Below are 22798 nucleotides of genomic sequence, written 5' to 3'. Positions count from 1 at the left end.
AAATGAGCAATGCACTGAGCAGTATCCCACCGGTAGTCGAAATGGACTACCCCTTTCCGGCCAAACCGCAGCCCCTGAGTGCCGAGCAGAGAGCCGCCCTGACGACAGAGATCAAGGCACTGCTCAAGGAGCGCAAAGCGGTGCTGGTAGCCCATTACTACACGGATCCCGAGATCCAGGCGCTGGCCGAAGCCACCGGCGGTTTTGTTGGTGACTCGCTGGAGATGGCCCGTTTTGGCCGCGATCACGAGGCGCAGACCCTGATCGTCGCCGGGGTGCGCTTTATGGGCGAAACCTCCAAGATCCTGAGCCCCCACAAGCGGGTACTGATGCCGACGCTGGAGGCCGAATGCTCGCTTGATCTGGGCTGCCCCATCGAGCAGTTCTCCGCGTTCTGCGATGCCAACCCGGATCATACCGTGGTGGTCTATGCCAATACCTCGGCCGCCGTCAAAGCGCGGGCTGACTGGGTCGTTACCTCCAGCATCGCGCTCGAGATCGTCGAACACCTCGACAGTCTGGGTCACAAGATCATCTGGGGCCCGGATCGCCATCTGGGTGCCTATATCGAGAAGAAAACCGGCGCCCAGATGCTGCGCTGGCAGGGCCACTGCATCGTCCACGACGAGTTCAAGGCCCGCGCCCTGCGCGAGCTGAAAGAGCAGAGTCCGGACGCCGCCGTGCTGGTTCACCCGGAATCCCCCGCCTCGGTGATCGAGCTGGCCGACGCGGTCGGCTCCACCAGCCAACTGATCAAGGCAGCCAAAGAGCTGCCCCAGCAGAAACTGATCGTGGCGACCGACCGGGGCATCTTCTACAAAATGCAGCAGGCTTGTCCGGAGAAAGAGATGGTGGAAGCCCCGACCGGTGGCGATGGTGCCACCTGCCGCAGTTGTGCCCACTGCCCCTGGATGGCGATGAACGGTCTGGTGGCGATCAAGGAGGCGCTCACCGATGGTGCCGAGCGCCACGAGATCCATGTCGATGAAGCGCTGCGGGTTAAGGCCCTCATCCCGCTCGACCGCATGCTCAATTTCGCCGCCGAACTCAAATTGAAAACCCAGGGCAACGCCTGATTGCCGGAATAACGAGATGCAAAGAGGGCTCCCGCGGGAGCCCTCTTTATTTAGCTGAACCTCATCCTGCTCAGATGATCACGGTAGAGAAGCTGTGCTCCTCATCCGGTGCGACGGTCACCCCCGCATCGCCGGCAATGGCAGCTTCGACACAGAGCATGGTGCGATAGCCGTCATCGCTCATATCGGCCATGGCGGTAGCCCCTTCCAGCCAGGGGGTCCAGACCACTGTGCTGTCATGGTTGCCACTCACCACCCGGATCTCGCGATCGCCATCCTGTACGCTCACCAGCGCCTCAGGCTGCCAGTAGACCCGATCCAGCGGCCCGTTCAGGGTCAACGCCCCCTGCTGCTGGCCATTCAGACCGGTCAACTTGTCGGCATAAGGCTCGCCAAGGCCGGTGACGCTCACCGCCTCCGGTGCGCTGATCTGCAAATAGGTGTGCAGCGCCCCGCTATAGACCAGCAGCTGGCTACCGGTATTGCGAGTGGTCAGCACCAGCGAGAGCTCCTTGCCGACCAGCACATCCAGCTCCAGCTCGAAGGCGTGATCCCACAGGCCGCGGGTAGCATCGCTGTCGCGCAGAGAGAGATGGACGAGCGTGCCGTCGGCATGGTCGGAGACCCCGTCCAGCATCCAGAGGGTGGTGCGGGCAAAACCGTGGGAGGGTTTGCCGCTACCGACACGGGCCGGCGCCGGGCCAAACCAGGGCCAGCAGAGCGGAATACCGCCACGGATCGGTTTGCTGCCATCCAGCACCGCCTTGTCGCTCAACCAGATGGAGGCTGGCTCGCCATGGCGCTGATAGGTGAGCACGTGACCGCCGAACAGGCTGATCTCGGCCTTGGCATAGTCGTTGTTGACGGTGAGAACGGGCAGGCCGGCTGCATTGTTGGCGAGCTGGCAGCTGGCTGTCAGGGGACGAATGGATTGCATGAGGACTCCTGTCATCAGGGAAACCGGAAAACAAAAAGGCGGCCCATGGCCGCCTTTTTCAAGCTACGCGATTGCGCATCCCAAATTACTTGGTGATGTGAGCGATCAGGTCCAGAACTTTGCTGGAGTAGCCCATTTCGTTGTCGTACCAAGATACAACTTTAACGAACTTGTCGGTCAGCTGGATACCAGCTTTGGCGTCGAATACGGAGGTCTGACGCTCACCCAGGAAGTCGGTAGATACAACTTCGTCTTCGGTGTAGCCCAGAACGCCCTTCATGGAGCCTTCGGAAGCAGCTTTCATCGCTTCGCAGATTTCTGCGTAGGTGGCAGCTTTCTTCAGGTTAACGGTCAGGTCAACAACAGACACGTCCGGAGTCGGAACACGGAAAGCCATACCGGTCAGCAGGCCTTTCAGTTCCGGGATAACTACGCCAACAGCCTTGGCAGCACCGGTAGAGGACGGGATGATGTTCTGAGCCGCGCCGCGGCCACCGCGCCAGTCTTTGGCAGACGGACCATCAACGGTCTTCTGGGTAGCAGTGGTAGCGTGAACGGTGGTCATCAGACCGGATTCGATACCGAAGGTGTCGTTCAGTACTTTGGCGATCGGAGCCAGGCAGTTGGTGGTGCAGGAAGCGTTGGAAACGATGTCCTGGCCAGCATAGGTAGCGTGGTTAACGCCCATTACGAACATCGGGGTCGCGTCTTTGGACGGGCCAGTCAGAACAACTTTCTTGGCACCGGCAGCGATGTGCTTGCGAGCAGTCTCGTCGGTCAGGAACAGACCGGTAGCTTCAGCAACAACGTCAACACCGATTTCGTTCCAACGCAGGTTGGCCGGGTCACGCTCAGCGGTAACACGTACGGTTTTGCCGTTTACAACCAGGTTGCCGTCTTTAACTTCAACGGTACCTTTGAAACGACCGTGGGTAGAGTCGTACTTCAGCATGTAAGCCATGTAGTCAACATCGATCAGGTCGTTGATACCAACAACTTCGATGTCAGAACGCTCGCAAGCCAGACGGAATACGAAACGACCGATACGGCCAAAACCGTTAATACCTACTTTGATAGTCATATTTAGTTACCTAACTGTTCAGTAGTCAAAGAAAATTCCGCTTGTAAATTTACTAGAACTCTCTGGTGAGTCAACCAACATTCTGTCTGAAATTGCGCTATATCATGAAAAACTGTGAAATTTATTTTCTGTTTATGTAACTGATTACCACGTTTTGTCGAAAAAGAGGTCAGTTGTTGCATCGCCCGGAGATCGACAATAGTGCCTGCCACGTCACACAACCGTGATGATGGATATGTAAAAATGTGCGCGGTTTAGCATGGCCCATAGAGCCACTGTTCAAGTACCACCCCATAAAAATCAAACAAAATAGTATAGATAGAATCCACAGCGGGAATTCTCAAACTATGACCACCCTGATTGAACAGCTGGCTGCCGCAAAAGGCATTGCCAGCGAGTATGTCGATGCCTGGGGCCAGCCGGCTCAGGTATCCGAAGAGAGCAAGGCCGCCATGCTGGGCGCCATGGGCTATCGCGTCGATGACGAAGCAGCCCTGATGCAGCAGCTGGAAGAGGAACATCGCCAGCACTGGCTGCGAGCGCTGGATCCCGTCATGGTGGTTCGCACCGGTGACGCCGTCACGCTCGAAGTCCGTCTCCCCATCGAATTCGTCAATGACGCCCTCACCTGGCAGCTCAAGCTGGAACAGGGCGGCGAGCTCTCCGGCCAGTTCACCCCCATCGAGGGCGAGCTGGTTGGCGTGGCCGAATTTGAAGAGATGGAGTGCCAGGCCTACCGCGTGACGCTGGAGATGGCCCCTGAACTGGGTTATCACGAGCTGGTGTTGCTGGAAGATGGCAACGACGAGCCGCTGGCCACCATGCGCCTCATCGTTGCACCCAAGGCGTGCTACAAGCAGGCACCTATCGCCAATGGTCGCAAGGTGTGGGGCCCGAGCGTGCAGCTCTACTGCCTGCGCAGCCGCCACAACTGGGGTATCGGCGATTTCAGCGATCTCGGCCAGCTGGTCGAGAAAGCGGCCGACTGGGGGGCCCACTTCGTCGGCCTTAACCCCATCCACGCCCTCTATCCGGCCAACCCGGAGAGCGCCAGTCCCTACAGCCCCTCTTCCCGTCGCTGGCTCAACGTGGCCTACATCAATGTGGAAGCGGTGCCCGAATTCCAGAGCAATGCGCGCCTGAAAGCTGACGTGGCGAGCCCCGCCTTCCAGCAGCATCTGGCCGATCTGCGCGCCAAGGAGAACGTTGATTACACCGGCGTCATCGAGACCAAGATTGGCATGCTGCGTCAGGTGTTCGACGATGCCACCCTGAGCGCCGAGCGTCAGGCCACCTTCGATGCCTTCGTCGCCGCCGGTGGCGACAGCCTGCAACAGCAGGCTGCTTTCGATGCCCTGCAAGCCTATTTCTATGGCAAGGGCGAGAATGCCTGGGGCTGGCCGGTATGGCCGGAGCAGTTCCGCGACTACCATAATCCCGCCGTTGCGAAGTGGATGGCCGAACACCAGCAGGATGTGAACTTCTACCTCTACCTGCAATTCCTGGCCGACGAGCAGCTGGCACAAGCCGATGCCCGTGCCAAGGCTGCCGGCATGGTGATGGGTATCTACCGCGATCTGGCGGTTGGCGTCTCCGAAGGCTCCACCGAGATCTGGGCCAACCAGGATCTCTACTGCCCGAAAGCCTCGGTCGGTGCGCCGCCCGATATCCTCGGCCCGCTCGGTCAGAACTGGGGCCTGCCCCCGATGAACCCGAACAAGCTGTTTGAAGCGGCCTACCAGCCGATGGTGGATCTGTTCCGTGCCAACATGCGCTCCTGTGGTGCACTGCGCATCGACCACGTGATGGCGTTGCTGCGCCTGTGGTGGGTACCGCCCGGAGAGTCTGCCGCCAAGGGCGCCTACATCTACTATCCGGTCAACGATCTGCTGGGCATCCTGGCCCTCGAATCCCACCGCAACCAGTGCCTGCTGATCGGCGAAGATCTGGGTACCGTGCCGGAAGGGATCGACGTGACCCTGAAGGAGAACGGCGTCCACTCCTACAAGGTGTTCTTCTTCGAGCGCTCCAAGGCCGATGGCGGCTTCATCTCTCCGGCCCACTATGCCGAGCAGGCGATGTCTGCCCTGACCACCCACGACATGCCAACCCTCAAGGGCTTCTGGCACTGCGATGATCTGGCGCTGGGCCGCCAACTGGGTTTGTATCCAGATGAAGATGTGCTGAAGAGTCTGTATGCTGATCGCCACCAGGCCAAACAGCGGATCCTCGACAGCCTGCATGGCCACGGTGTCATCCCCGAGAGCATCAGCCATGACGTGAACTGGGTCGGTATGAATACCGAACTCAACCACGGTCTGCAGATCCACATGTCCCGTGGCAGCTGCGCCCTGTTCAGTACCCAGCTGGAAGACTGGCTGGAGATGGACAAGCCGGTCAACGTACCGGGCACCAGTTACGAATATCCCAACTGGCGCCGCAAGCTCTCTACCGACCTGGAAGATATTTTTGCCAATGAGGCTCTCAAGGCACTGGCCGGCAAGATGAGCCGCGCCCGTGATGAGGCCAGTCGTTGAGCGGTTGTCCGCTACAGCCGACTCACCTAAATCCGCTCCGGCCTTGGCCGGAGCGGACGCTCTGTCATGAAAGGAAATCTCGATGCTCGTTGAACGTTTGGTTGCTGCCCGCTGTTCCGATCCCTTCTCACACTTAGGCCTGCAGGCCAATCCGGATGGGCCCGGCCTCAAACTGACTGCCTGGTTGCCTGATGCCGTTGAAGTTCGCGTCAAGGATCTCAAGTCGGGCAAAGTTGTTGCCACCCTGGCGCCCACCGATGAATCGGGTCTTTTTGAAACTGTTTTCACCCGCCGCAAGAACGCCTTCCCCTACCAGTTGCTCGTCAGTTACGCAGAAGCGACTGCCGAAGTCATCGATCCCTACCAGTTTCAGGATGCCGCCTGGGCAGGCCTGGCCGAACTGACCGCCCAGCCGGAAAACCTCTACCACACCCTTGGCGCCCAGCTGCGCATCGTGGATCATCTCGGTCAGCAGGTGGAAGGGGTCCGTTTTGCGGTCTATGCGCCGAGCGCCACCTCGGTGAGCCTGATCGGCGATTTCAACTTCTGGGATGGCCGCCGTCATCCGATGGAGCGCAGCCAGTGTGGTCACTGGGTGCTGTTCGTGCCGGGCATCAAGGCCGGGGATCGCTACAAGTTCGAGCTCAAGGATCCCATGGGCAACCGGCTGCCGCACAAGAGCGACCCGGTCGGCTTCTACTGCGAGCAGTATCCCTCATTCGCCTCTGTGGTTTATGACCACGACCAGTACCAGTGGCAGGATGCCGCCTGGCGCGAGAGCCAGCTCAACGACAAGCGCGAGCAGCCGCTCTCCATCTATGAGCTGCACGTCGGCTCCTGGAAGCGTCACCCCAACGGCGACAGCCTGAGCTGGCGCGAGCTGGCGGTGGAGCTGGTCGCCTACATCAAGGAGATGGAGTACACCCACATCGAGCTGCTGCCGGTCTCCGAGCACCCCTTCAGCGGCTCCTGGGGCTACCAGCCGGTGGGCATGTTCTCCCCCACCAGCCGCTACGGTACGGCCGATGATTTCAAATACTTCGTCGATCAGTGCCACCAGGCCGGCATCGGCATCATTCTGGATTGGGTACCCGCCCACTTCCCGTCCGATGCCCACGGGCTGGCCCGCTTCGACGGCACCCCGCTCTACGAGTACGAGGATCCACGCCGTGGCTGGCACCCGGACTGGAACTCCTACATCTACGACTTCGGCCGCAATACCGTACGCCAGTTCCTCGTAGCGAGCGCCCTGTTCTGGCTCGACAAGTTCCACATCGACGGCCTGCGGGTGGATGCAGTCGCCTCCATGCTCTATCTGGACTATTCGCGCAACGCCGGCGAGTGGGTACCGAACGTCGATGGCGGCAACCACAACTACGAGGCGATCAGCCTGCTCAAGTGGACCAACGAGGTGGTCTATCGCAAGTACCCCCACGCCATGACCATCGCCGAGGAGTCCACCGCCTTTGCCGGCGTCTCCCGTCCCACCTTCCTCGGTGGTCTCGGCTTTGGCTTCAAGTGGAATATGGGCTGGATGCACGACACCCTCACCTACATGCAGAAAGAGCCGATCCACCGTCGCTACCACCACAACGACATGACCTTCTCCATGGTTTACCACTATGACGAGAACTTCATCCTGTCGCTCTCTCACGACGAGGTGGTGCACGGCAAGCACTCCATGCTCTACAAGATGCCGGGCGACGAGTGGCAGCAGGCCGCCAACCTGCGCGCCTACATGGGCTTCATGTACGGCCACCCGGGCAAGAAGCTCAACTTCATGGGCACCGAAATTGCCCAGAGCAACGAGTGGAACCACGATGCCCAGCTGCCCTGGCACCTGCTGCAATATCCCAAGCACGGAGGCCAGCAGCGGTTGATCCACGATCTCAACCACCTCTACCGTCATGAGCCTGCCTTGTATCAGGCGGACTATGAGCAGAACGGCTTCCGCTGGCTGGATCACAACGATGCCGACAACAGCATCTTTGCCTGGCTGCGGGCGGATAAAGAGGGCAAACAGGCCATCATGGTAGCGTGCAACTTCACGCCGGTGCCGCGCATCGAATACCGGATTGGTGTACCGGCGGCGGGCCACTATCGGGTGGTGCTCAATACCGACAGCGAGTATTACTGGGGCAGCAACTATGATGTGGGTCTGGTCTTCGCGGCCGAGCCGACCCCCTGGCAGGGGATGGCACACAGCATAGTGCTGGATCTGCCGCCACTGGCGACCTTGTTCATCAAACAGGAGTCCTGATGCTGGTAATGGAAAAAGGGTCGGGCTACCCGCTGGGGGCCCGTCTTGACGAGAACGGTTGCAACTTCTGCGTCTGGGCTCCCCAGTCGGACAAGGTGGAACTCTGTCTGTTCGACGAACAGGAGCAGGAGCTGGCGCGCCTCGAGCTGCCCGGCCGCCGTGGCCAATATCGTTTTGGCTATGTAAGCGGCGTGCAAGCCGGCCAGCGCTACGGCTACCGGGTTTATGGCATCCCCCAGGAGGGGATGCTGTTCGACCCGCAAAAGCTGCTGATCGACCCTTATGCCCGGGCGGTGAGCCGCCCCACCTACTGGGACAACGCCCTCTATCAGGGTGACAGCGCCGCCATGATCGCCAAGTCGCTGGTGGTGGATGACGCCTTTGACTGGCAGGGGGTGAGCAAACCGGCCATCTGCCACTCGCGCACCATTCTCTACGAGGCCCACGTCAAGGGCTTCACCCGCCAGCACCCGGGGATCCCCAAGGAGCTGCAGGGCACCTATCTTGGCATCAGCCACCCGCTGATGATCGAACACATGAAGTCCCTCGGCATCACCTCGCTGCAGCTGATGCCGGTGGCCGCCTTCATGTCGGAGCCCCGGCTGGAAGAGCTGGGACTGACCAACTACTGGGGCTACAACCCCATCGCTTTTTTTGCCCCCGAGCCCCGTTACGGCACCAGACAAGACGATGCCGTGACCGAGTTCAAGACCATGGTGCGCGAGCTGCACCGGGCCGGGCTCGAGGTGATTCTGGATGTGGTCTACAACCACACCGCCGAGTCGGGCTTCGACGGCCCCATGCTCTCCTTCAAGGGCTTTGACAACGCCGGTTACTACGCCTTCGAGGCGGGCTCCCACGGTCCCGATTACACCCGTCACGCCAACGTCACCGGCTGTGGCAACAGCGTCAATCTGGATCACCCCAACACCCTGCGACTGGTGCTCGATGCCCTGCGCTACTGGGTGACCGAGATGCAGGTGGATGGCTTCCGCTTCGATCTGGCGGTGACGCTGGCCCGCGAAGCGGGCGAGTTCGACCCCATGGGCGCCTTCTTCAAGGCGGTGATGGCCGACCCCGTGCTGTCACAGGTCAAACTCATCGCCGAACCCTGGGATATCGGCCCCTTCGGTTATCGCCTCGGCCAGTTCCCGAGCCAGTGGCTGGAGATCAACGACCGCTACCGTGACACGGTGCGCTCCTTCTGGCGCGGCGATGCGGGCAAGATGGGCGACTTTGCCACCCGACTGGTCGGCTCGCGGGATCTCTTCCCGAAGAACTGGCGCTCGCCCCACACCAGCGTCAACTACCTCTGCTATCACGACGGCTTCACCCTGGAGGATCTGGTCTCCTACAACCAGCGCCACAATCAGGCCAACGGCGAGGATAACCGCGACGGCCACGGCAACAACCTCTCCAGCAATCACGGCGTCGAGGGGCCGACCCTGGATCCACGCATCAACAACCTGCGCCAGCAGCAGAAGCGCAACCTGATCGCCACCCTGCTGCTGTCGCAAGGCACCCCGCACTTCCTTGCCGGCGACGAGATGGGCCGCAGCCAGCTTGGCAACAACAACGCCTACTGTCAGGACAACCAGATCAGCTGGGTCAACTGGCAGTGGCGGCCGGAGGATGAGCGGCTGTTCGCCTTCACCCAGCAGATGATGGCGCTGCGGGCGGAGTCCACCGTCTTCTCCAACCTGCAACTGAGCGATGACAGCTGGCACGGCACCGCCACCAGCTGCCATCAGGTCAACTGGTATCACCCGGATGGCCACCAGCTCACCGATCAGGATTGGCACGCCCCCATGGGGCAGGCGTTTGCCATGGATATCGGCATGATCAACTGCGTTGGCGAGCGCTGGTACGTGCTGTTCAATGCCAGCGACTACGACATCCAGTTCCGCCTGCCACCGCCGGGGGAAGGGCTGGAGTGGATCCAGACCATCGACACCGCCACCAACGACGGGCTGCCGTTCCTGCCCGACGATATCAAGCGGCAGGTGGCGGTCGGCCGCGCCCACTCCCTCAAGCTGCTGGAACGGGTGGCGCTGGCCTGCACGGCAGAGGATGCCCAGCCACCGGAGCAGGCGCAGCTGCCGGCATCCAGTGCGGATATGGCTGAAACCCCGATCACAGATCCGGGCAAACCATAACAAGCATGCTGGAGTCAGCTTTACGGAGCCGCTATGCTGGGCTCCGTTATTGATGGCAAGGAGTCGGTATGAGCAGTAACAACCCGGAACAGTGGCGCAGCAAGCTGAGCGCCGAGCAGTTTCATGTCTGCTGGGAAAAGGGCACCGAGCGCCCCTACAGCGGTGCCCTGCTCCACAATCGCAAGAGTGGCGACTACCTCTGCGTCTGCTGCAAGAGCGTGCTGTTCCACTCGGATGCGAAGTTTGACTCCGGCTGCGGCTGGCCCTCGTTCGACCGCGCCATCGAGGGAACCGTTACCTACACCGAGGACAACAGCCATGGCATGAAGCGAGTGGAGATCACCTGCAGCCAGTGCGGCTCCCACCTCGGTCACGTCTTCCCCGACGGCCCGACCGATACCGGCCAGCGCTACTGTGTCAACAGCCTGAGCCTCGACTTCGAGCCGGACGCCTGAGCCCGACCAGATACAGAAACGGCGCCTCCATCATGGAGGCGCCGTTTTTTATCTGCCTGAGAGGATCGGAGGGAGCCCTCTGTAAGCGGCGATCACCGCCCCCGGAGCCTGCCGCACCGCCAAGCCGACACTATAAATTTGATTTATGAGTTTTGGTGGAATGGCCAAACTTTTACTTATACCAAGCCACTCATAGCTTCTCTCACCTTTCGCGGCATGTTGGCAGCCGCCACAGGCCTGCGCCCGATCCGCTATGGGCGATTAACAGCGAAACGGCAGGCGGCATCCATTGAAAAGCGCAGCAGGGAACATTCCCGTCACGCCTGCAACAGGGCCGCCAGCACCAGCAACCCTGCGATGGCCGGCACCGGCAGCTTCACCACCCGCAGCAGATAAAAGCCGATAACGGCCAGCGCCAGATCGGTGGGTGCCAGCACGGCGCTCTGCCACACCGGCTGGTAGAGCGCGGCCAGCAAAAGCCCCACCACGGCGGCATTGATGCCAGCGACGGCCCCCGCCAGACGGGGCCTTGCCAGCCACTGCTGCCAACAGGGCCCCACCGCCCAGAGCAGCAGAAAGCCGGGCGCAAAGAGTGCCAGCGTCGCCGCCAAGGCCCCGAGCAGCGGCGTCCCGGGCAACAGCTGGGCGCCAAGGTAGGTGGCAAGGGTAAACATGGGGCCCGGCACCAGCTGGGCCAGACTGTAACCGGTCAGGAACTGCTGTTCGCTGAGGGTGTGACCCACGCTCTCGGCCAGCAGCGGGAGCACCACGTGGCCACCGCCAAAGACCAGCGCGCCGGCGCGATAGAAGTCGGCCACCAGCTGACCAACGGGGCCACCCAGCAGCGGCAGGCCAAAAAAGAGGGCGGCAAAGAGCAGCAGAAGCAGCCAGTTTGGCTGACTGGTGGTGGCCAATCGTGGCTCGGCGGCACCTTGTGTCCCCTCCCCACTCTGAAAGCGGGCCGAGAGCAGCGCGGCGAGCGCCAGCATTCCCAGCTGGGTCAGCAGGCCGGGCTGCCACCAGAGCGCGGCGGCGGTCGCCACCATGATCCCCTGAGCCAAGCGGTTGCTGCAGAACTGGCGACTCATGGCGAGCACGGCATCGGCCACCACGATCAGCGCCAGCACTTTGAGGCCGTGCAGGGCGCTCGCCAGCCAGAGGTTGCTGCCCACCCGCGCCACCCCGAGGGCGGCCGCCAGCAGCAGAATAAAAGAGGGAAGGGTGAAACCGACAAAGGCGGCCAGCGCCCCGCCAAGACCGGCACGATGGCGGCCGATGGCAAAGCCAAGCTGGCTGGAGGCTGGCCCCGGCAGCAGCTGGCAGAGCGCCAGCAGGCGGGCAAACTCACCCTGTTCCAGCCAGCCCAGGCGCTGGACAAAGGTGCGCTGGAAATACCCGATATGGGCGGCCGGGCCGCCAAAACTGACGCATCCCAGCCACAAAAACCGCCAAAAGACCTCGCCCACGCTGCTGCTCCCGTCCCTTTCACGCCGATGGAGAGGAGATAATATGACAGCGCGATGATCTTTTTATGACAATCAGGCTGATCCGGCCGACACCATGGCCACATCACTTGGCAGATAGCAGCGCCCCGCCAGCCAGCAGGCGATCGACTGGCGACTGGCATCGAAGTGGGGCTCGGGCAACGCGCGCGGATCGCACCAGACCCACCCCTCGCACTTCTCCGGCTCCAGCAGCTGCGGTTCGCCATCGGCCCGGGCGTGCAGGGTCACCGAGATATAGTGCAGGCCGCTCTCGCGCCAGGTCTCCAGATTGTTGGTCACCGCCACCACCTCGGGCGCGCTGATCGCCAGCCCGGTCTCTTCGGCCACTTCGCGGATCGCCGCCGATTCGAAGCTCTCACCCAATTCGAGATGACCGCCCGGAATGGACCAGTAGGGGGCGTGGCTCCCCTTGCGCTTGCCAAGCAGCACCAGACCGTCGCGGTTGGTCAGGATGACGCCGACACCGACGCGGGGATAGGGGGTGGACATGAGCAAGCCTCCTCGATGGCGCAATGAAAACGGCCTACCTTAGGCCGGATAAACGGGCAGGACAAGCCTGCCGGAGGCGCTGCACGCCATAAACCGCAAAAACGGCCCGCAGAGAGATACGCCAACAACGACCGCCGCCACGGAGCAAGCCGCCAGAGAGTGTGATCTCTGCGCCATAAAATGACGAAAGTGGTACCGGATATCGATTTTTTAGCGATCCCGGTTCCACTTTGCGGTTTTGTTCATAGAGCGCTCAGTTTTCTCTTCCCATACTGGCCCCACAGTTCCAAAAGAGGAGAGACAAGATGGAGTCATCATTGGTCGGGCTCTCCATTCTGTGGGGGCTAGCCAGTTTTGGTGTTCAGGGGGATTTCATCGAGAGCCGTGATTCCGTTGCGCCATCCTGGCAAACCGGATCCAGAGTGGAGATGGAAGGTTATCTGATTGAATCGCTTGGCGAAAATCGCTGGCTGTTCGACAACGGCAGCGAGAGTCTGCAGGTCTCCCTGCCCGATGGGGCCTGGGTGCCCGCCGGCGAACGGCTGCGGGTGAGCGGTGCGCCGCAACAGGATCAGAGTGGCTGGCTGCTGCAGGTGGAGCAGGTCCGCGAAGTGGCCGTCTGACCGGCAACCGGTTAAACAAAGAGGAGGCATTGGCCTCCTCTTTTGCTTTTGGTCGCCCCGCCGTTAGCCGAGGTGGTTGAGCGGCAGCGCCGTCTTGTGCTTGATGCGGCGCAGCACGAAGCTGGATCGCACCCCGGTCACCCCCGGAATATGGGTCAGCTTGTCCAGCAGGAAGTGCTGGTAGTGCTCCATGTCGCGCACCACTACCTTGAGCTGGTAGTCGGCATCGTTGCCGGTGATGAGATCACACTCGAGCACTTCGGGCAGCTCGCTGATGGCACGGTCGAAGTTTTCGAACCGTTCCGGCGTGTGGCGGTCCATGGAGATATGAATGTAGGCGGTGAGGGTGAGACCAAGCTGGCGGGCATTGAGCAGGGTGACGTGGGTGTCGATGAGACCGGCATCCTCCAGCGCCTTGACCCGACGGGAGCAGGGTGACGGCGAGAGCCCCACCAGCTCGGCCAGTTCGAGATTGCTGATGCGGCCATTCTCCTGCATCAGTTCCAGAATGTGTCTGTCTATGCGATCCAGTTTCAGCATTACCCCTTCCTCGTTGCAATGACTAATCCACTTTTCCTAGGTTAAGGGTGAACTATTGCAAAAACAACCGAAATAAGTGGCTACTTTGCAACCACTCACTGGCACGGGAGGGATACTATGGTTACATCTTCCGGTGGCAAGACAGATACCTGACCGGGTCTCTGTGGCGAAGGACCTTACCGGGTCAAGAGCCCCATCAGCCGTCTCACCTTATCGGGCAACGACGGGCTGGAACGAGAGCATCCACTCCCCCGAAGGCAACAAAGCAGGCATCCCGGCGCCTGCTTTGTTGTTTTTGGAGGGTTGCCAACGGCGCTATCAGAGCGCGGTCGGCGTGATGCGATAGAGGCAGCGGTGCGCACCATCCAGCAGATACTGCTCCCGCTCCACCGTCGCCGGTGCCAGCAGCTGGCGAAACAGCGCCAGCTCGCTGCGACAAAAACCGCGGCAGCTGCGCGCCGCCGCACAGATGGGGCAGTGACTCTCCCACAGCAGCCAGCTGCCATCCTCCTCACGGCGGATCTCCGCCATGTAGCCTTCGCGGCTGCGCAGCTCCCTGAGCGCCTCCAGCCGACCGGACAACCCCTTGTTGCCCAGCGTCTGCTGATAGCGCGCCTGCATCTGCTGCTCCCGCTGCAGGATCAGCCGCTCCATCCCCTCCTCTCCAAACAGCTCGCGCACGTTGTCGATCAACTGCACGGTCAGGTCGCTATGGCTGTCGGGGAAGCGCTGCCAGGCCTGCTCGGTGAGCTGCCACAGTCGCACGGGACGACCGCGTCCGCGCGCCTCGTCGCTGAATGTGACCCACCCCTCCTGCTCCAGTGCGAGCAGGTGCTGGCGGGCGCCCATGGAGGTCATCTGCAACTGCTCCCCCAGCGCGGCGGCGCTCTGCGGGCCATGGCTCTTGAGCAGAAACAGGATCTTGTCGGTGCTTGCGTTCATGACCCCATTATGGGGAGCCCCCTTTATTAAATCAACAATTCACTTTACTTAATACCGATTATCACCCAGCATAAATAAACCAATTACTTTACTTAATAGGTGCAACATGGCGAAACAACGGCACAAAAACCCACTCTGGGTGCTGGTGATGACGGTCACGCTGGCGGTCGCCGGCTTCAGCCTCCCCTCCCCGGTATTGGCCCCCTTGCTGCTGGATCCGGCGCAGGGGATGCTGACGCCGGAAGCCTCCGACTGGAGCCGCAAGGTGTGGCTGGGGGTCATCATGGGGCTCTATCCCCTGTTCCAGCTGGTGGGCAGCCCCTGGCTCGGGCGGCTCTCCGACCGCTACGGCCGCAAGCCACTGCTGCTGCTCTCGCTGGCTGGCGTGCTGACCGGCTATGCCCTGATGGCACTCGGCATCGCCTGGCGCTCCCTCCCCCTGCTGCTGCTCAGCCGGGTGGTGGAGGGGCTGTGCAACGGCAACATCGCCATCGTGCAGGCGATGGCGGCGGATCTCGCCGGCAAGGAGCACAAGGCGCGCAGCTTCGCCTGGATCAATATCGGCATGAATCTGGGCTGGGTGGTGGGGCCGGTGATCGGGGGCTACGCCGCGGTGATCTCGGGGGATTACAGTCTGGCGGCCTGGCTGGCCGTCGCGATGACCCTGCTCAACCTGCTGCTGGTGCTCTGGCTGGTGCCTCATCGCCCGCCGGTGGCGGCCGCCCGGCAGGCACCGACCCTCTCCAGCCGCCAGCTGTTGCTGCAACCGGCCCTGCTCCCCTACTTCGCCCTCACTCTGGTCAGCTATGGCGCGGTGCAGCTCTACTTCACCTACTTCAATATCTGGCTGGTGGAGCGGCTGGCCTGGGATCCGGCCCAGCTGGCGCAGGCGGCGGTGCTGGTGAGCCTGCCGATGATGGCGGGCTCCTGGCTCGGCTCCCGCATCGCCCGCCACTGGCGCGGCAGCTCTCTCGGCATCGTCGGCCATCTGGTGATGGCGACCGGCATGCTGCTCTTTATCCTGCCGAGCCACTGGTGGGGACTGGCGCTCACCTTCATTCCGGCCGGCATCGGCATGAGTCTGGGGGAGCTGGCCACCTCGGTGGCGGTCTCCAACCGCAGCCATGCCGAGCAGCAGGGACAGGCGATGGGGCTCTACCGCGCCCTCGCGGTGGGCAGCGAGATCCTGGCGGTCGTGCTGGGCAGTCTTGTGCTGCTGGCAGGGAGCGAGTGGCCCTTCTACCTCGCCACCCTGTGCGCTCTTGCCAGCGCCGCCGGTTTCTATCTGCTGCGCCAGCGTGCCGATCGCCGCCAGCAGTTGGCCAGCTGCGCCTGAGCCGGCAAAAGATCACAGTTCGGCGCTCCGCCATGCGGCAAAACTTGCATCGGGGCGCCGGGTCTGGGACGGTAAGGCTCTTGCTGGTTTGTTCGATGCTGGAGGAGTTATGAGTGAGTACAAGGCCATCGCCCTCGATATGGATGGCACCCTGCTGACCCGGGATCACAAGATCTCGTCGGCCACCCGGGCGGCACTGGCGCAGGCGCGTGCCCACGGCATCAAGGTGCTGCTGGTCACCGGGCGCCACTTCATGACGGCGCGCCCCTTTCACCACGAGCTGGCGCTCGATACCCCCATCATCTGCAGCAACGGCGCCTGCCTCTACGACCCGACGACAGATCGCATTCTGGCTGGCGATCCGCTGGCAAGCGCCCCGCTCAACGCCCTGCTGGCACAAGTCGAAGCGCAGCAGATGGGCGCCCTGTTCCACCTGAGCGAGGGGATCGGCTACATCGGCTGCGAGGAGCATGTCACCCGCATCCGCCACTGGTCGGCCAATCAGCCGGACCACCTGAAGATCGCCATCCACCCGGTCGAGGAGCTGGCAGGCTGGCTCGACAACCCGGTCTGGAAGCTGGAGCTGTTCAATCAGGATCCGGCGCGCCTGCACCGTTTTATGGACGAAGAGCGAGACCTCATCCCCTTCACCCGCGACTGGGCAGCCCCCTACGCGGTGGAGCTGGTACAGCCCGGTTGCAGCAAGGGCAACCGGCTGGCCCAGTGGGCCGCCAGCGAGGGCATTGCGATGGAGCAGGTGGTGGCGTTCGGTGATAACAACAACGACATCAGCATGTTCGAGCAGGTGGGGCTGGCGGTAGCGATGGGCAATGCGGCGCCGCAGATCCAGCACCATGCCGATCAGGTCACCGCCGATCACAACGAGGATGGCATCGCGCTGGCGCTGCAGCGCTGGGTACTCCCCTGAGCGAACAGGATGCAAGATGGCCAGCCGCAATGGCTGGCCACAAGAGATGGCTTAATTGCCGAAGGAGAACTGGATCACCCGATCCGGATAGCGCAGCCGGTCATATTCGCGGCGCAGGGATTCATAGTGGCGAATGGCGCGATTGCGCTTGGCGCGGTAGTAGTCGCGCTGCTCGCTGTTGGTCTCGTTGCGGATGCTGCGCTCGAGATCGTCGATATCCCGCTCGGTGCGCTCCAGCTCGTCGCTGATCTCCCGCAGCCGAGTCGCCAGCTGGTACTCTTCATAGCCGCGCTGGTACTGCTTGAGGAAGCTGGCGTCATTGGGACAGACACCGCGATACTCCTGCCCCTCCTTGCCCTTGCTGTAGGCCAGCTCGGGAATGCAGTAGAGCTCCAGCCCCTTGTCGTAACCCCGTTTCCACTCCGCCTCGTCCACCTTGAGGCCATACTCGCCGCAGGTGGAGACGTAGTCCCGCGCCTGATTGCGGGTCTTGCCCTGTTCACCATCCTGATAGCCAAGGTTGTACCAGCTCATGGTGCGGCACTCATCTTCCGACAGGGAGCTGCATCCGGCCAGCAGCAGTGGCAGGGTGAGCAACAGGATCTTCGAGGACATGGACAGACTCCGGAAAAGACAGTGGCTGGCATTCTAGTGAGGATGGGCAGGCAGGACAAGGGAGCCACTCTCGCCACTATCCGCCTCTTTTATCTGATGTTTTTATCACTATCAGGCAGGGGGCGGCCGCTGGAGGCCGCGTCCCTTTCCTTGTTACGGCTTGCAGGGTAAACTGCGCCATCTTTTAACTGGCGCGCAACAAAAACAATGAAAGTCCTGACCGTCGATTACCGCTCACCCGATGCGGCCCAACGCTTCACCGAATCCCTGCGTACTACCGGCTTTGGCGTGTTGACCAACCACCCCATCCCGAAAGAGCTGGTGCAATCCATCTACGACAACTGGTATCGCTTCTTCATGAGCGAGCAGAAACAGGATTTTCTGTTCAACCGCGAAACCCAGGATGGCTACTTCCCGCCATCGGTGTCCGAGGTGGCCAAGGGCCATAGCCAGAAAGACATCAAGGAGTACTTCCACATCTACCCCTGGGGCCAGATGCCGGCAGAGCTGAAAGAGCAGGCGATGGAGTACTATCGCCTGGCCAACGGTCTGGCCGCCGAGCTGCTGGGCTGGGTCGAGCAGCATACCCCGGCCGATATCGCCGCCAACTACAGCTGCCCCCTCTCCTCGATGATCGACGATAGCCAGAAGACCCTGCTGCGGGTGCTGCACTATCCGCCGTTCAACGGCACCGAGGAGCCGGGTGCCATCCGCGCCGCCGCCCACGAGGATATCAACCTGCTCACCATCCTCCCCGCCGCCAACGAGCCCGGTCTGCAGGTGAAGGGTTCCGACGGCGAGTGGATGGATGTGCCGTGCGACTTTGGCACCCTCATCATCAACATCGGTGACATGCTGCAGGAGGCCTCCCGCGGCTACTACCCCTCCACCACCCACCGCGTCATCAACCCGACCGGCGGCAGCACCAGCAAGTCACGTATCTCACTGCCTCTGTTCCTCCATCCGCGGCCCGAGGTGGTGCTCTCCGAGCGTCATACCGCCCACAGCTACCTGATGGAGCGGCTGCGCGAGCTGGGCGTCATCTGACCCGACCCGCCAGTCTGACATCAATCCAAAACCGGAGCAAAAATGCTCCGGTTTTTATTTGTTGGCACAATCACACAATTAATCGAATTTTATTAGGCAATCGTGCCAATAAATCGTATTTACGGCTGACAAGCTGCGTAGTGATTGCGGCCCCCTTTCCGTAATATGGGCGCCATTCTGGCCCAGCCATGGGCCCTCGATTGGAGTTCAAATGATGCAGTCCCAATGGTCCTCCCGCCTCGGCTATATTCTCGCCGCCGCCGGCTCCGCCGTCGGTATCGGCGCAATCTGGAAGTTTCCCTACGTCACAGCCGTCAACGGCGGTGGCGCCTTTTTGCTGGTCTTTCTGCTGTTCAGCTTCACCCTGGGGGTTGCGGTGCTGATGGGCGAGACCCTGCTTGGCAGCATGAGCCGTCGCGGCGTTGCGGGTGCGTTTGGCGAGCTGCTCGGCAAGCGCTGGAGCTGGGTCGGTGTGATGGGGGTGCTGAGCACCCTGCTGATCTTCTGCTTCTACAGCGTGGTGGGCGGCTGGACCCTGGGTTATACCGGCATGGCCGCTGCCGGCCAGCTCAATCATGGGGATGCGGCGGCCCTCACCGCCCGCTTCAATGACTATGTCAGCGGTGACGTCTGGCCTATTCTCACTCATCTGCTGTTTGCGGCACTGACCTGGATGGTGGTGCAGGGCGGGATCCAGAAAGGGGTGGAACGCACCCTGCGCTGGATGATGCCGGCCCTGTTCGTGATGATCCTGATGCTGGTCGCCTTTGGCCTCACCCTGCCCAACGCCATGGCGGGGGTACGCCACTTCCTGATGCCCGACTTCAGCAAGCTGGGGATGTCCGGCGTGCTGGATGCCATGGGGCTGGCCTTCTTCTCCCTCTCCATCGGTCTGGGTATTCATACCACCTACGGCGCCTACCTGCCCTCCAGTGAAGGGGTTGGTCGCTCCAGCCTCTGGGTGGTGCTGCTGGCCAGCATGGTGGCGGTACTGGCGGGCTTGATGATCTTCCCGGTGCTGGCATCGACCGGTATCGACCCTGCTGCGGGCCCGGGCCTCACCTTCATGACCATGCCGGCGGTATTCCAGCTGTTGCCCTTCGGTCAGGGCCTGGCGGTGATCTTCTTCTCCCTGCTGGTCTTTGCCGCGCTCTCCTCCGCCATTTCGCTGCTGGAGCACCTGCAGTGCTTCCTGTGCGAAACCTGGGGCTGGTCGCGTCGTAACGCTTGCAGCGCCATCACCCTGTTCGTCATGGTGTGCGGCATTCCGGTCAGCCTGTCGTTTGGCCCGCTGCAACATGTCACCCTGTTTGGCAAAACCATCTTCGAACTGCTCGACTTCATCACATCCAACCTGATGATGCCGCTGTTCGGCCTGATGCTGACGCTGCTGTTGGGCTGGAAACTGGGACGCAAGGCGCTGCCGCAAGGGCTCTCTGCCCACTGGCATCACCTGCTGATGAACTGCTGGCGCTGGATTGCTCCGCTGCTGATCGGCGGGATCCTGGTTCGCGGTCTTATCTGAGGATCAGTGATGATGGGTGGGCTCACCGGCCCGCCCATCTATGGCTCTCACCTTGTCCAGGGCTCGTTGCCAACGGACTATCTCACCATCGTCAGTGGCTCTGGAGAAGGCGATGTAGAGGCCAGCCTCATGGAGCAGCACGCCACTGCTGGCCACGCTGTGACGGGATAACCCCATCTTGTCGAGGGTGGCATCCATGACTCTCTCCGCCATCGGCAAGGCATCTATCTTGCCCAGCATCAGCCGCTCGATGGCCTCTGTCACCGTTTTGTAGCGCACCAGATTGGTGTAGCCCTCGTGGGCCAGCCGCACATCATCCGCATTGCCAAGCACCACCCCGACTCTCGGCAGTTGACGCAGCTGGGCCAGTTCGGTCAGCGGCCGGGCACTGCCCGGCGCCTGATAGATAAAGACCCGGTTGATAAAAAGCGGGCCCACCCATTTGAACAGCGCCTCCCGCTCCGGGATCCGCTGCACCACAAAGAGCGCGTAACCCGGCTCGACCTGAGTCAGCGCCAGCGCGCGCTTGAGCGGATAGAGCCGGACGGGATAATCACTACCCAGCTCATGCTGCACCTGCTGCACCAGTCGAATGGCCAGACCGTCGAGCTTGCCGTCGCGGGACTCCGTAAAGGGGGGCAGATCATGACTTAGCAGCGTTAATCCCGGCTGGGCCGACAAGCTCAGACTCAACAACAGCCAGGGCAAAACCATCCATCTCATACGACATCCTGTCTCATGTTTGGCACCTGCCGGGTCAGCTGATGACCGCAAGTTCCACAAGAAGCTAGCTGGATTATCGCCCAGTAACGGGTGAAAGGGGATAAAAGATAGGGCACACCAGCTCCGCCTCTGCGGTGAATCATGAATGCAGCCTATCGCCATCAAAAAAAATTTATTTTATGTGTCAATTTTTCTTTCCATGGTTTAGGCTGTCCCCTCATTCACTATTCAGGCTGTCACCCATGTCTGCCATCCTCGTGCTGTTTGGTCGATTTTTTATCTCGCAAGAGAGGTGACCTTGCACGCACAGTTTTCTGAATGTTCATTGCAAAGGTCGCCTCGGGCGGCCTTTTTGTTGTCTGTCGTTTATTGCTACAGAGGAGTATTGCTTCGATGTCGTGTTACCCGGAGGTTGTATGAGCCAGGTTCAGTGGTCTTCCCGTCTCGGTCATGTGTTGGCCGCAGCAGGCACAGCGATTGGCCTTGGTGCCATCTGGAAGTTTCCCTATGTGACCGCCACCAATGGCGGCGGCGCCTTCCTGCTGGTGTTTCTGCTGTTCAGCTTCACCCTGGGTGTGGCGGTACAGGTCGGCGAGACCCTGCTCGGCAGCCATAGCCAGCGCGGGGTGCTCGGCGCCTTCCGCAAGCTGGTGGGGCCGAACTGGCGCTGGATGGGGTATATGGGGATCCTCTGCGGCTTCTTTATCTACAGCTTCTACAGCGTGGTGGGCGGCTGGACCGTGGGTTATGCCGCATTGGCGATGGCAGGCAAGCTCAACCTGAGCGAGGGAAGTGCCCTCACCGCCCTGTTCAACGGCTATGTCAGCAACCCCTGGTGGCCGGTGCTGACCCATCTGATCTTTGCCGGGCTAACCTGGTGGTTCGTGCAGGGCGGCATTCAGAAAGGGGTGGAGCGGGCGCTGCGCTGGATGATGCCGGCGCTGTTCATCATGATGTTGCTGCTGGTGGGGGTAGGCCTCTCCATGCCCGGCTCCATGGCGGGTGTGCGCCAGCTGCTGTTGCCGGACTTCTCCATGCTGACCGGCCAGAGCGTGCTGGATGCGCTGGGATTGGCCTTCTTCTCCCTCTCCATCGGGCTCGGGGTACACACCACCTATGGCGCCTACCTGCCCAATAGCGACGGCGTGGTGCGCTCCGGCGTCTGGGTCGTTACCCTGGCCAGCCTGATCTCGGTACTGGCTGGGCTGATGATCTTCCCGGCACTGGCCTCCACCGGCATCGACCCGACTGCCGGGCCCGGGCTCACTTTTATGACCATGCCCGCCGTCTTCAGCCATCTGCCGTTCGGTCAGGGGCTGGGGGTGGTCTTCTTCCTGCTGCTGCTGGTCGCCGCCCTCTCCTCCTCCATCTCCATGCTGGAGCATCTGGTGCGCTTCACCACCGAGGAGTGGGGCTGGTCACGCCGTGGTGCCTGCCGGGTATTGACCCTGCTCATCATGGCCTCCGGCATTCCGGTGAGTCTGTCGTTCGGCCCATGGAGCGATCTGACCCTGTTTGGCAAAACCATCTTCGAGCTGCTCGACTACCTCACCTCCAACCTGATGATGCCGCTGTTTGGCCTGGTACTGACCCTGCTGCTGGGCTGGCGACTGGGTGATGTCATTCTGCCTGCAAGCCTGTCACCCGCCCTGCGTCTGGCACTCCTCTGGTGCTGGCGCGTGGTGGCGCCGCTGCTGATCAGCGGGATCCTGATCCGCGGGATCATGTAACGTCGACCATCCCGATGAGGGCAGGCTCTGGCCTGCCCTTTTTCTTGCCGCTCGCCAGAAGCGACAGTCAAGGTTCGGCAATAAGATGAGCAGGCATCAACAGACCAAGAGCGGGAATGGAAAGGGCGCTTGGATAAGACGGGAGCAGACAGGATAGGTTAAGAGATCGAGCAATAGAAAATGCTGAACACTGAATTTCAGGCAAAAAAAATCCCCATCTTAGTGGGGACTTTCTCTGCAACCGCAGCTGATATCTCAGCCTCGCTTGCCAATATGGTGGTCGTTACTGGGAT

Annotated in this window: 19 protein-coding genes; 11 read left to right on the top strand and 8 right to left on the bottom strand. The window is 61.4% G+C overall.

Features of this window, described 5'->3' with window-relative positions; all coding sequences use genetic code 11:
- The first annotated feature begins 2 nt into the window (after positions 1–2).
- Entirely contained in the window at positions 3–1076 is a 1074-nt protein-coding gene (gene nadA, locus AACR93_RS02285; protein ID WP_043849899.1) for a quinolinate synthase NadA, read from the top strand.
- Positions 1077–1146: 70 nt separating this feature from the next.
- On the opposite strand, the gene AACR93_RS02280 is transcribed toward nadA, so the two are convergent.
- Both AACR93_RS02280 and gap read right to left on the bottom strand, forming a co-directional pair.
- Positions 1147–2013 (bottom strand): D-hexose-6-phosphate mutarotase, encoded by an 867-nt coding sequence (locus tag AACR93_RS02280; protein WP_043849898.1) that lies wholly within the window; start codon positions 2011–2013, stop codon positions 1147–1149.
- Between the two features lie 85 nt (positions 2014–2098).
- A complete protein-coding gene (gap, locus tag AACR93_RS02275) occupies positions 2099–3094 on the bottom strand; it encodes a type I glyceraldehyde-3-phosphate dehydrogenase (protein WP_033113224.1) in 996 nt (331 codons plus the stop codon).
- A gap of 347 nt (positions 3095–3441) precedes the next feature.
- On the opposite strand from gap, the gene malQ reads away from it, so the two are divergent.
- From malQ to msrB, 4 genes are all read left to right on the top strand, one after another.
- On the top strand, positions 3442–5631 hold the full coding sequence (gene malQ / locus AACR93_RS02270; RefSeq protein WP_043849897.1) for a 4-alpha-glucanotransferase: 2190 nt from the start codon (positions 3442–3444) through the stop codon (positions 5629–5631).
- A gap of 82 nt (positions 5632–5713) precedes the next feature.
- The gene (glgB, locus tag AACR93_RS02265) at positions 5714–7891 is read left to right on the top strand and encodes a 1,4-alpha-glucan branching protein GlgB (protein ID WP_043849896.1); all 2178 of its coding nucleotides are present in this window, start codon (positions 5714–5716) and stop codon (positions 7889–7891) included.
- A complete protein-coding gene (glgX, locus tag AACR93_RS02260) occupies positions 7891–10047 on the top strand; it encodes a glycogen debranching protein GlgX (protein WP_043849895.1) in 2157 nt (718 codons plus the stop codon). The genes glgB and glgX overlap by 1 nt, the downstream gene beginning before the upstream one ends.
- A 68-nt stretch (positions 10048–10115) precedes the next feature.
- A complete protein-coding gene (msrB, locus tag AACR93_RS02255) occupies positions 10116–10502 on the top strand; it encodes a peptide-methionine (R)-S-oxide reductase MsrB (RefSeq protein ID WP_033113220.1) in 387 nt (128 codons plus the stop codon).
- Between the two features lie 317 nt (positions 10503–10819).
- Here msrB and chrA read toward each other — a convergent pair whose 3' ends face one another.
- Both chrA and AACR93_RS02245 read right to left on the bottom strand, forming a co-directional pair.
- Complete coding sequence (gene chrA / locus AACR93_RS02250; protein ID WP_043849894.1) at positions 10820–11968, bottom strand: chromate efflux transporter; 1149 nt, start codon at positions 11966–11968, stop codon at positions 10820–10822.
- A gap of 72 nt (positions 11969–12040) precedes the next feature.
- Complete coding sequence (locus AACR93_RS02245) at positions 12041–12496, bottom strand: nucleotide triphosphate diphosphatase NUDT15 (RefSeq protein ID WP_043849893.1); 456 nt, start codon at positions 12494–12496, stop codon at positions 12041–12043.
- A gap of 305 nt (positions 12497–12801) precedes the next feature.
- On the opposite strand from AACR93_RS02245, the gene AACR93_RS02240 reads away from it, so the two are divergent.
- The gene (locus AACR93_RS02240; RefSeq protein ID WP_041210257.1) at positions 12802–13119 is read left to right on the top strand and encodes a hypothetical protein; all 318 of its coding nucleotides are present in this window, start codon (positions 12802–12804) and stop codon (positions 13117–13119) included.
- A gap of 63 nt (positions 13120–13182) precedes the next feature.
- Here AACR93_RS02240 and AACR93_RS02235 read toward each other — a convergent pair whose 3' ends face one another.
- Entirely contained in the window at positions 13183–13659 is a 477-nt protein-coding gene (locus AACR93_RS02235) for an Lrp/AsnC family transcriptional regulator (protein ID WP_005304871.1), read from the bottom strand.
- A 318-nt stretch (positions 13660–13977) separates the two neighbouring features.
- Positions 13978–14601 (bottom strand): helix-turn-helix transcriptional regulator, encoded by a 624-nt coding sequence (locus AACR93_RS02230; RefSeq protein WP_043849892.1) that lies wholly within the window; start codon positions 14599–14601, stop codon positions 13978–13980.
- Positions 14602–14707: 106 nt separating this feature from the next.
- Between AACR93_RS02230 and AACR93_RS02225 the strand changes: the two genes are divergently transcribed.
- The gene (locus AACR93_RS02225) at positions 14708–15937 is read left to right on the top strand and encodes an MFS transporter (RefSeq protein ID WP_043849891.1); all 1230 of its coding nucleotides are present in this window, start codon (positions 14708–14710) and stop codon (positions 15935–15937) included.
- A 109-nt stretch (positions 15938–16046) separates the two neighbouring features.
- Positions 16047–16865 (top strand): Cof-type HAD-IIB family hydrolase, encoded by an 819-nt coding sequence (locus tag AACR93_RS02220; protein WP_043849890.1) that lies wholly within the window; start codon positions 16047–16049, stop codon positions 16863–16865.
- Positions 16866–16916: 51 nt separating this feature from the next.
- Here AACR93_RS02220 and AACR93_RS02215 read toward each other — a convergent pair whose 3' ends face one another.
- Positions 16917–17480 (bottom strand): DUF2799 domain-containing protein, encoded by a 564-nt coding sequence (locus AACR93_RS02215; RefSeq protein WP_042030775.1) that lies wholly within the window; start codon positions 17478–17480, stop codon positions 16917–16919.
- A gap of 207 nt (positions 17481–17687) precedes the next feature.
- Here AACR93_RS02215 and AACR93_RS02210 point away from each other — a divergent pair, with 207 nt between their 5' ends.
- On the top strand, positions 17688–18527 hold the full coding sequence (locus tag AACR93_RS02210) for an isopenicillin N synthase family dioxygenase (RefSeq protein ID WP_043849889.1): 840 nt from the start codon (positions 17688–17690) through the stop codon (positions 18525–18527).
- Positions 18528–18738: 211 nt separating this feature from the next.
- Entirely contained in the window at positions 18739–20052 is a 1314-nt protein-coding gene (locus tag AACR93_RS02205) for a sodium-dependent transporter (RefSeq protein WP_041210263.1), read from the top strand.
- A 3-nt stretch (positions 20053–20055) separates the two neighbouring features.
- Here the strand turns inward: AACR93_RS02205 and AACR93_RS02200 are convergent, their stop codons facing one another.
- Positions 20056–20775: a substrate-binding periplasmic protein gene (locus AACR93_RS02200; RefSeq protein WP_043849888.1), complete on the bottom strand. Its 720-nt coding sequence runs from the start codon at positions 20773–20775 to the stop codon at positions 20056–20058.
- A gap of 416 nt (positions 20776–21191) precedes the next feature.
- Here AACR93_RS02200 and AACR93_RS02195 point away from each other — a divergent pair, with 416 nt between their 5' ends.
- Entirely contained in the window at positions 21192–22505 is a 1314-nt protein-coding gene (locus AACR93_RS02195) for a sodium-dependent transporter (RefSeq protein WP_043849887.1), read from the top strand.
- The last annotated feature ends 293 nt before the right edge of the window (positions 22506–22798 follow it).

The organism is Aeromonas sp. L_1B5_3 (assembly GCF_963866575.1).
Taxonomy (GTDB): Bacteria; Pseudomonadota; Gammaproteobacteria; order Enterobacterales; family Aeromonadaceae; genus Aeromonas; species Aeromonas jandaei.
Note: the sequence above shows the minus strand (reverse complement) of the source record. Positions and strands in the feature narration are given on the sequence as shown.

Coding starts and splice junctions, on each gene's coding strand:
- nadA (WP_043849899.1), top strand. CDS start 3: ATGAGCAATGCACTGAGCAGTATCCCACCGGTAGTCGAAATGGACTAC.
- AACR93_RS02280 (WP_043849898.1), bottom strand. CDS start 2,013: ATGCAATCCATTCGTCCCCTGACAGCCAGCTGCCAGCTCGCCAACAAT.
- gap (WP_033113224.1), bottom strand. CDS start 3,094: ATGACTATCAAAGTAGGTATTAACGGTTTTGGCCGTATCGGTCGTTTC.
- malQ (WP_043849897.1), top strand. CDS start 3,442: ATGACCACCCTGATTGAACAGCTGGCTGCCGCAAAAGGCATTGCCAGC.
- glgB (WP_043849896.1), top strand. CDS start 5,714: ATGCTCGTTGAACGTTTGGTTGCTGCCCGCTGTTCCGATCCCTTCTCA.
- glgX (WP_043849895.1), top strand. CDS start 7,891: ATGCTGGTAATGGAAAAAGGGTCGGGCTACCCGCTGGGGGCCCGTCTT.
- msrB (WP_033113220.1), top strand. CDS start 10,116: ATGAGCAGTAACAACCCGGAACAGTGGCGCAGCAAGCTGAGCGCCGAG.
- AACR93_RS02245 (WP_043849893.1), bottom strand. CDS start 12,496: ATGTCCACCCCCTATCCCCGCGTCGGTGTCGGCGTCATCCTGACCAAC.
- AACR93_RS02240 (WP_041210257.1), top strand. CDS start 12,802: ATGGAGTCATCATTGGTCGGGCTCTCCATTCTGTGGGGGCTAGCCAGT.
- AACR93_RS02235 (WP_005304871.1), bottom strand. CDS start 13,659: ATGCTGAAACTGGATCGCATAGACAGACACATTCTGGAACTGATGCAG.
- AACR93_RS02230 (WP_043849892.1), bottom strand. CDS start 14,601: ATGAACGCAAGCACCGACAAGATCCTGTTTCTGCTCAAGAGCCATGGC.
- AACR93_RS02225 (WP_043849891.1), top strand. CDS start 14,708: ATGGCGAAACAACGGCACAAAAACCCACTCTGGGTGCTGGTGATGACG.
- AACR93_RS02220 (WP_043849890.1), top strand. CDS start 16,047: ATGAGTGAGTACAAGGCCATCGCCCTCGATATGGATGGCACCCTGCTG.
- AACR93_RS02215 (WP_042030775.1), bottom strand. CDS start 17,480: ATGTCCTCGAAGATCCTGTTGCTCACCCTGCCACTGCTGCTGGCCGGA.
- AACR93_RS02210 (WP_043849889.1), top strand. CDS start 17,688: ATGAAAGTCCTGACCGTCGATTACCGCTCACCCGATGCGGCCCAACGC.
- AACR93_RS02205 (WP_041210263.1), top strand. CDS start 18,739: ATGATGCAGTCCCAATGGTCCTCCCGCCTCGGCTATATTCTCGCCGCC.
- AACR93_RS02200 (WP_043849888.1), bottom strand. CDS start 20,775: ATGAGATGGATGGTTTTGCCCTGGCTGTTGTTGAGTCTGAGCTTGTCG.
- AACR93_RS02195 (WP_043849887.1), top strand. CDS start 21,192: ATGAGCCAGGTTCAGTGGTCTTCCCGTCTCGGTCATGTGTTGGCCGCA.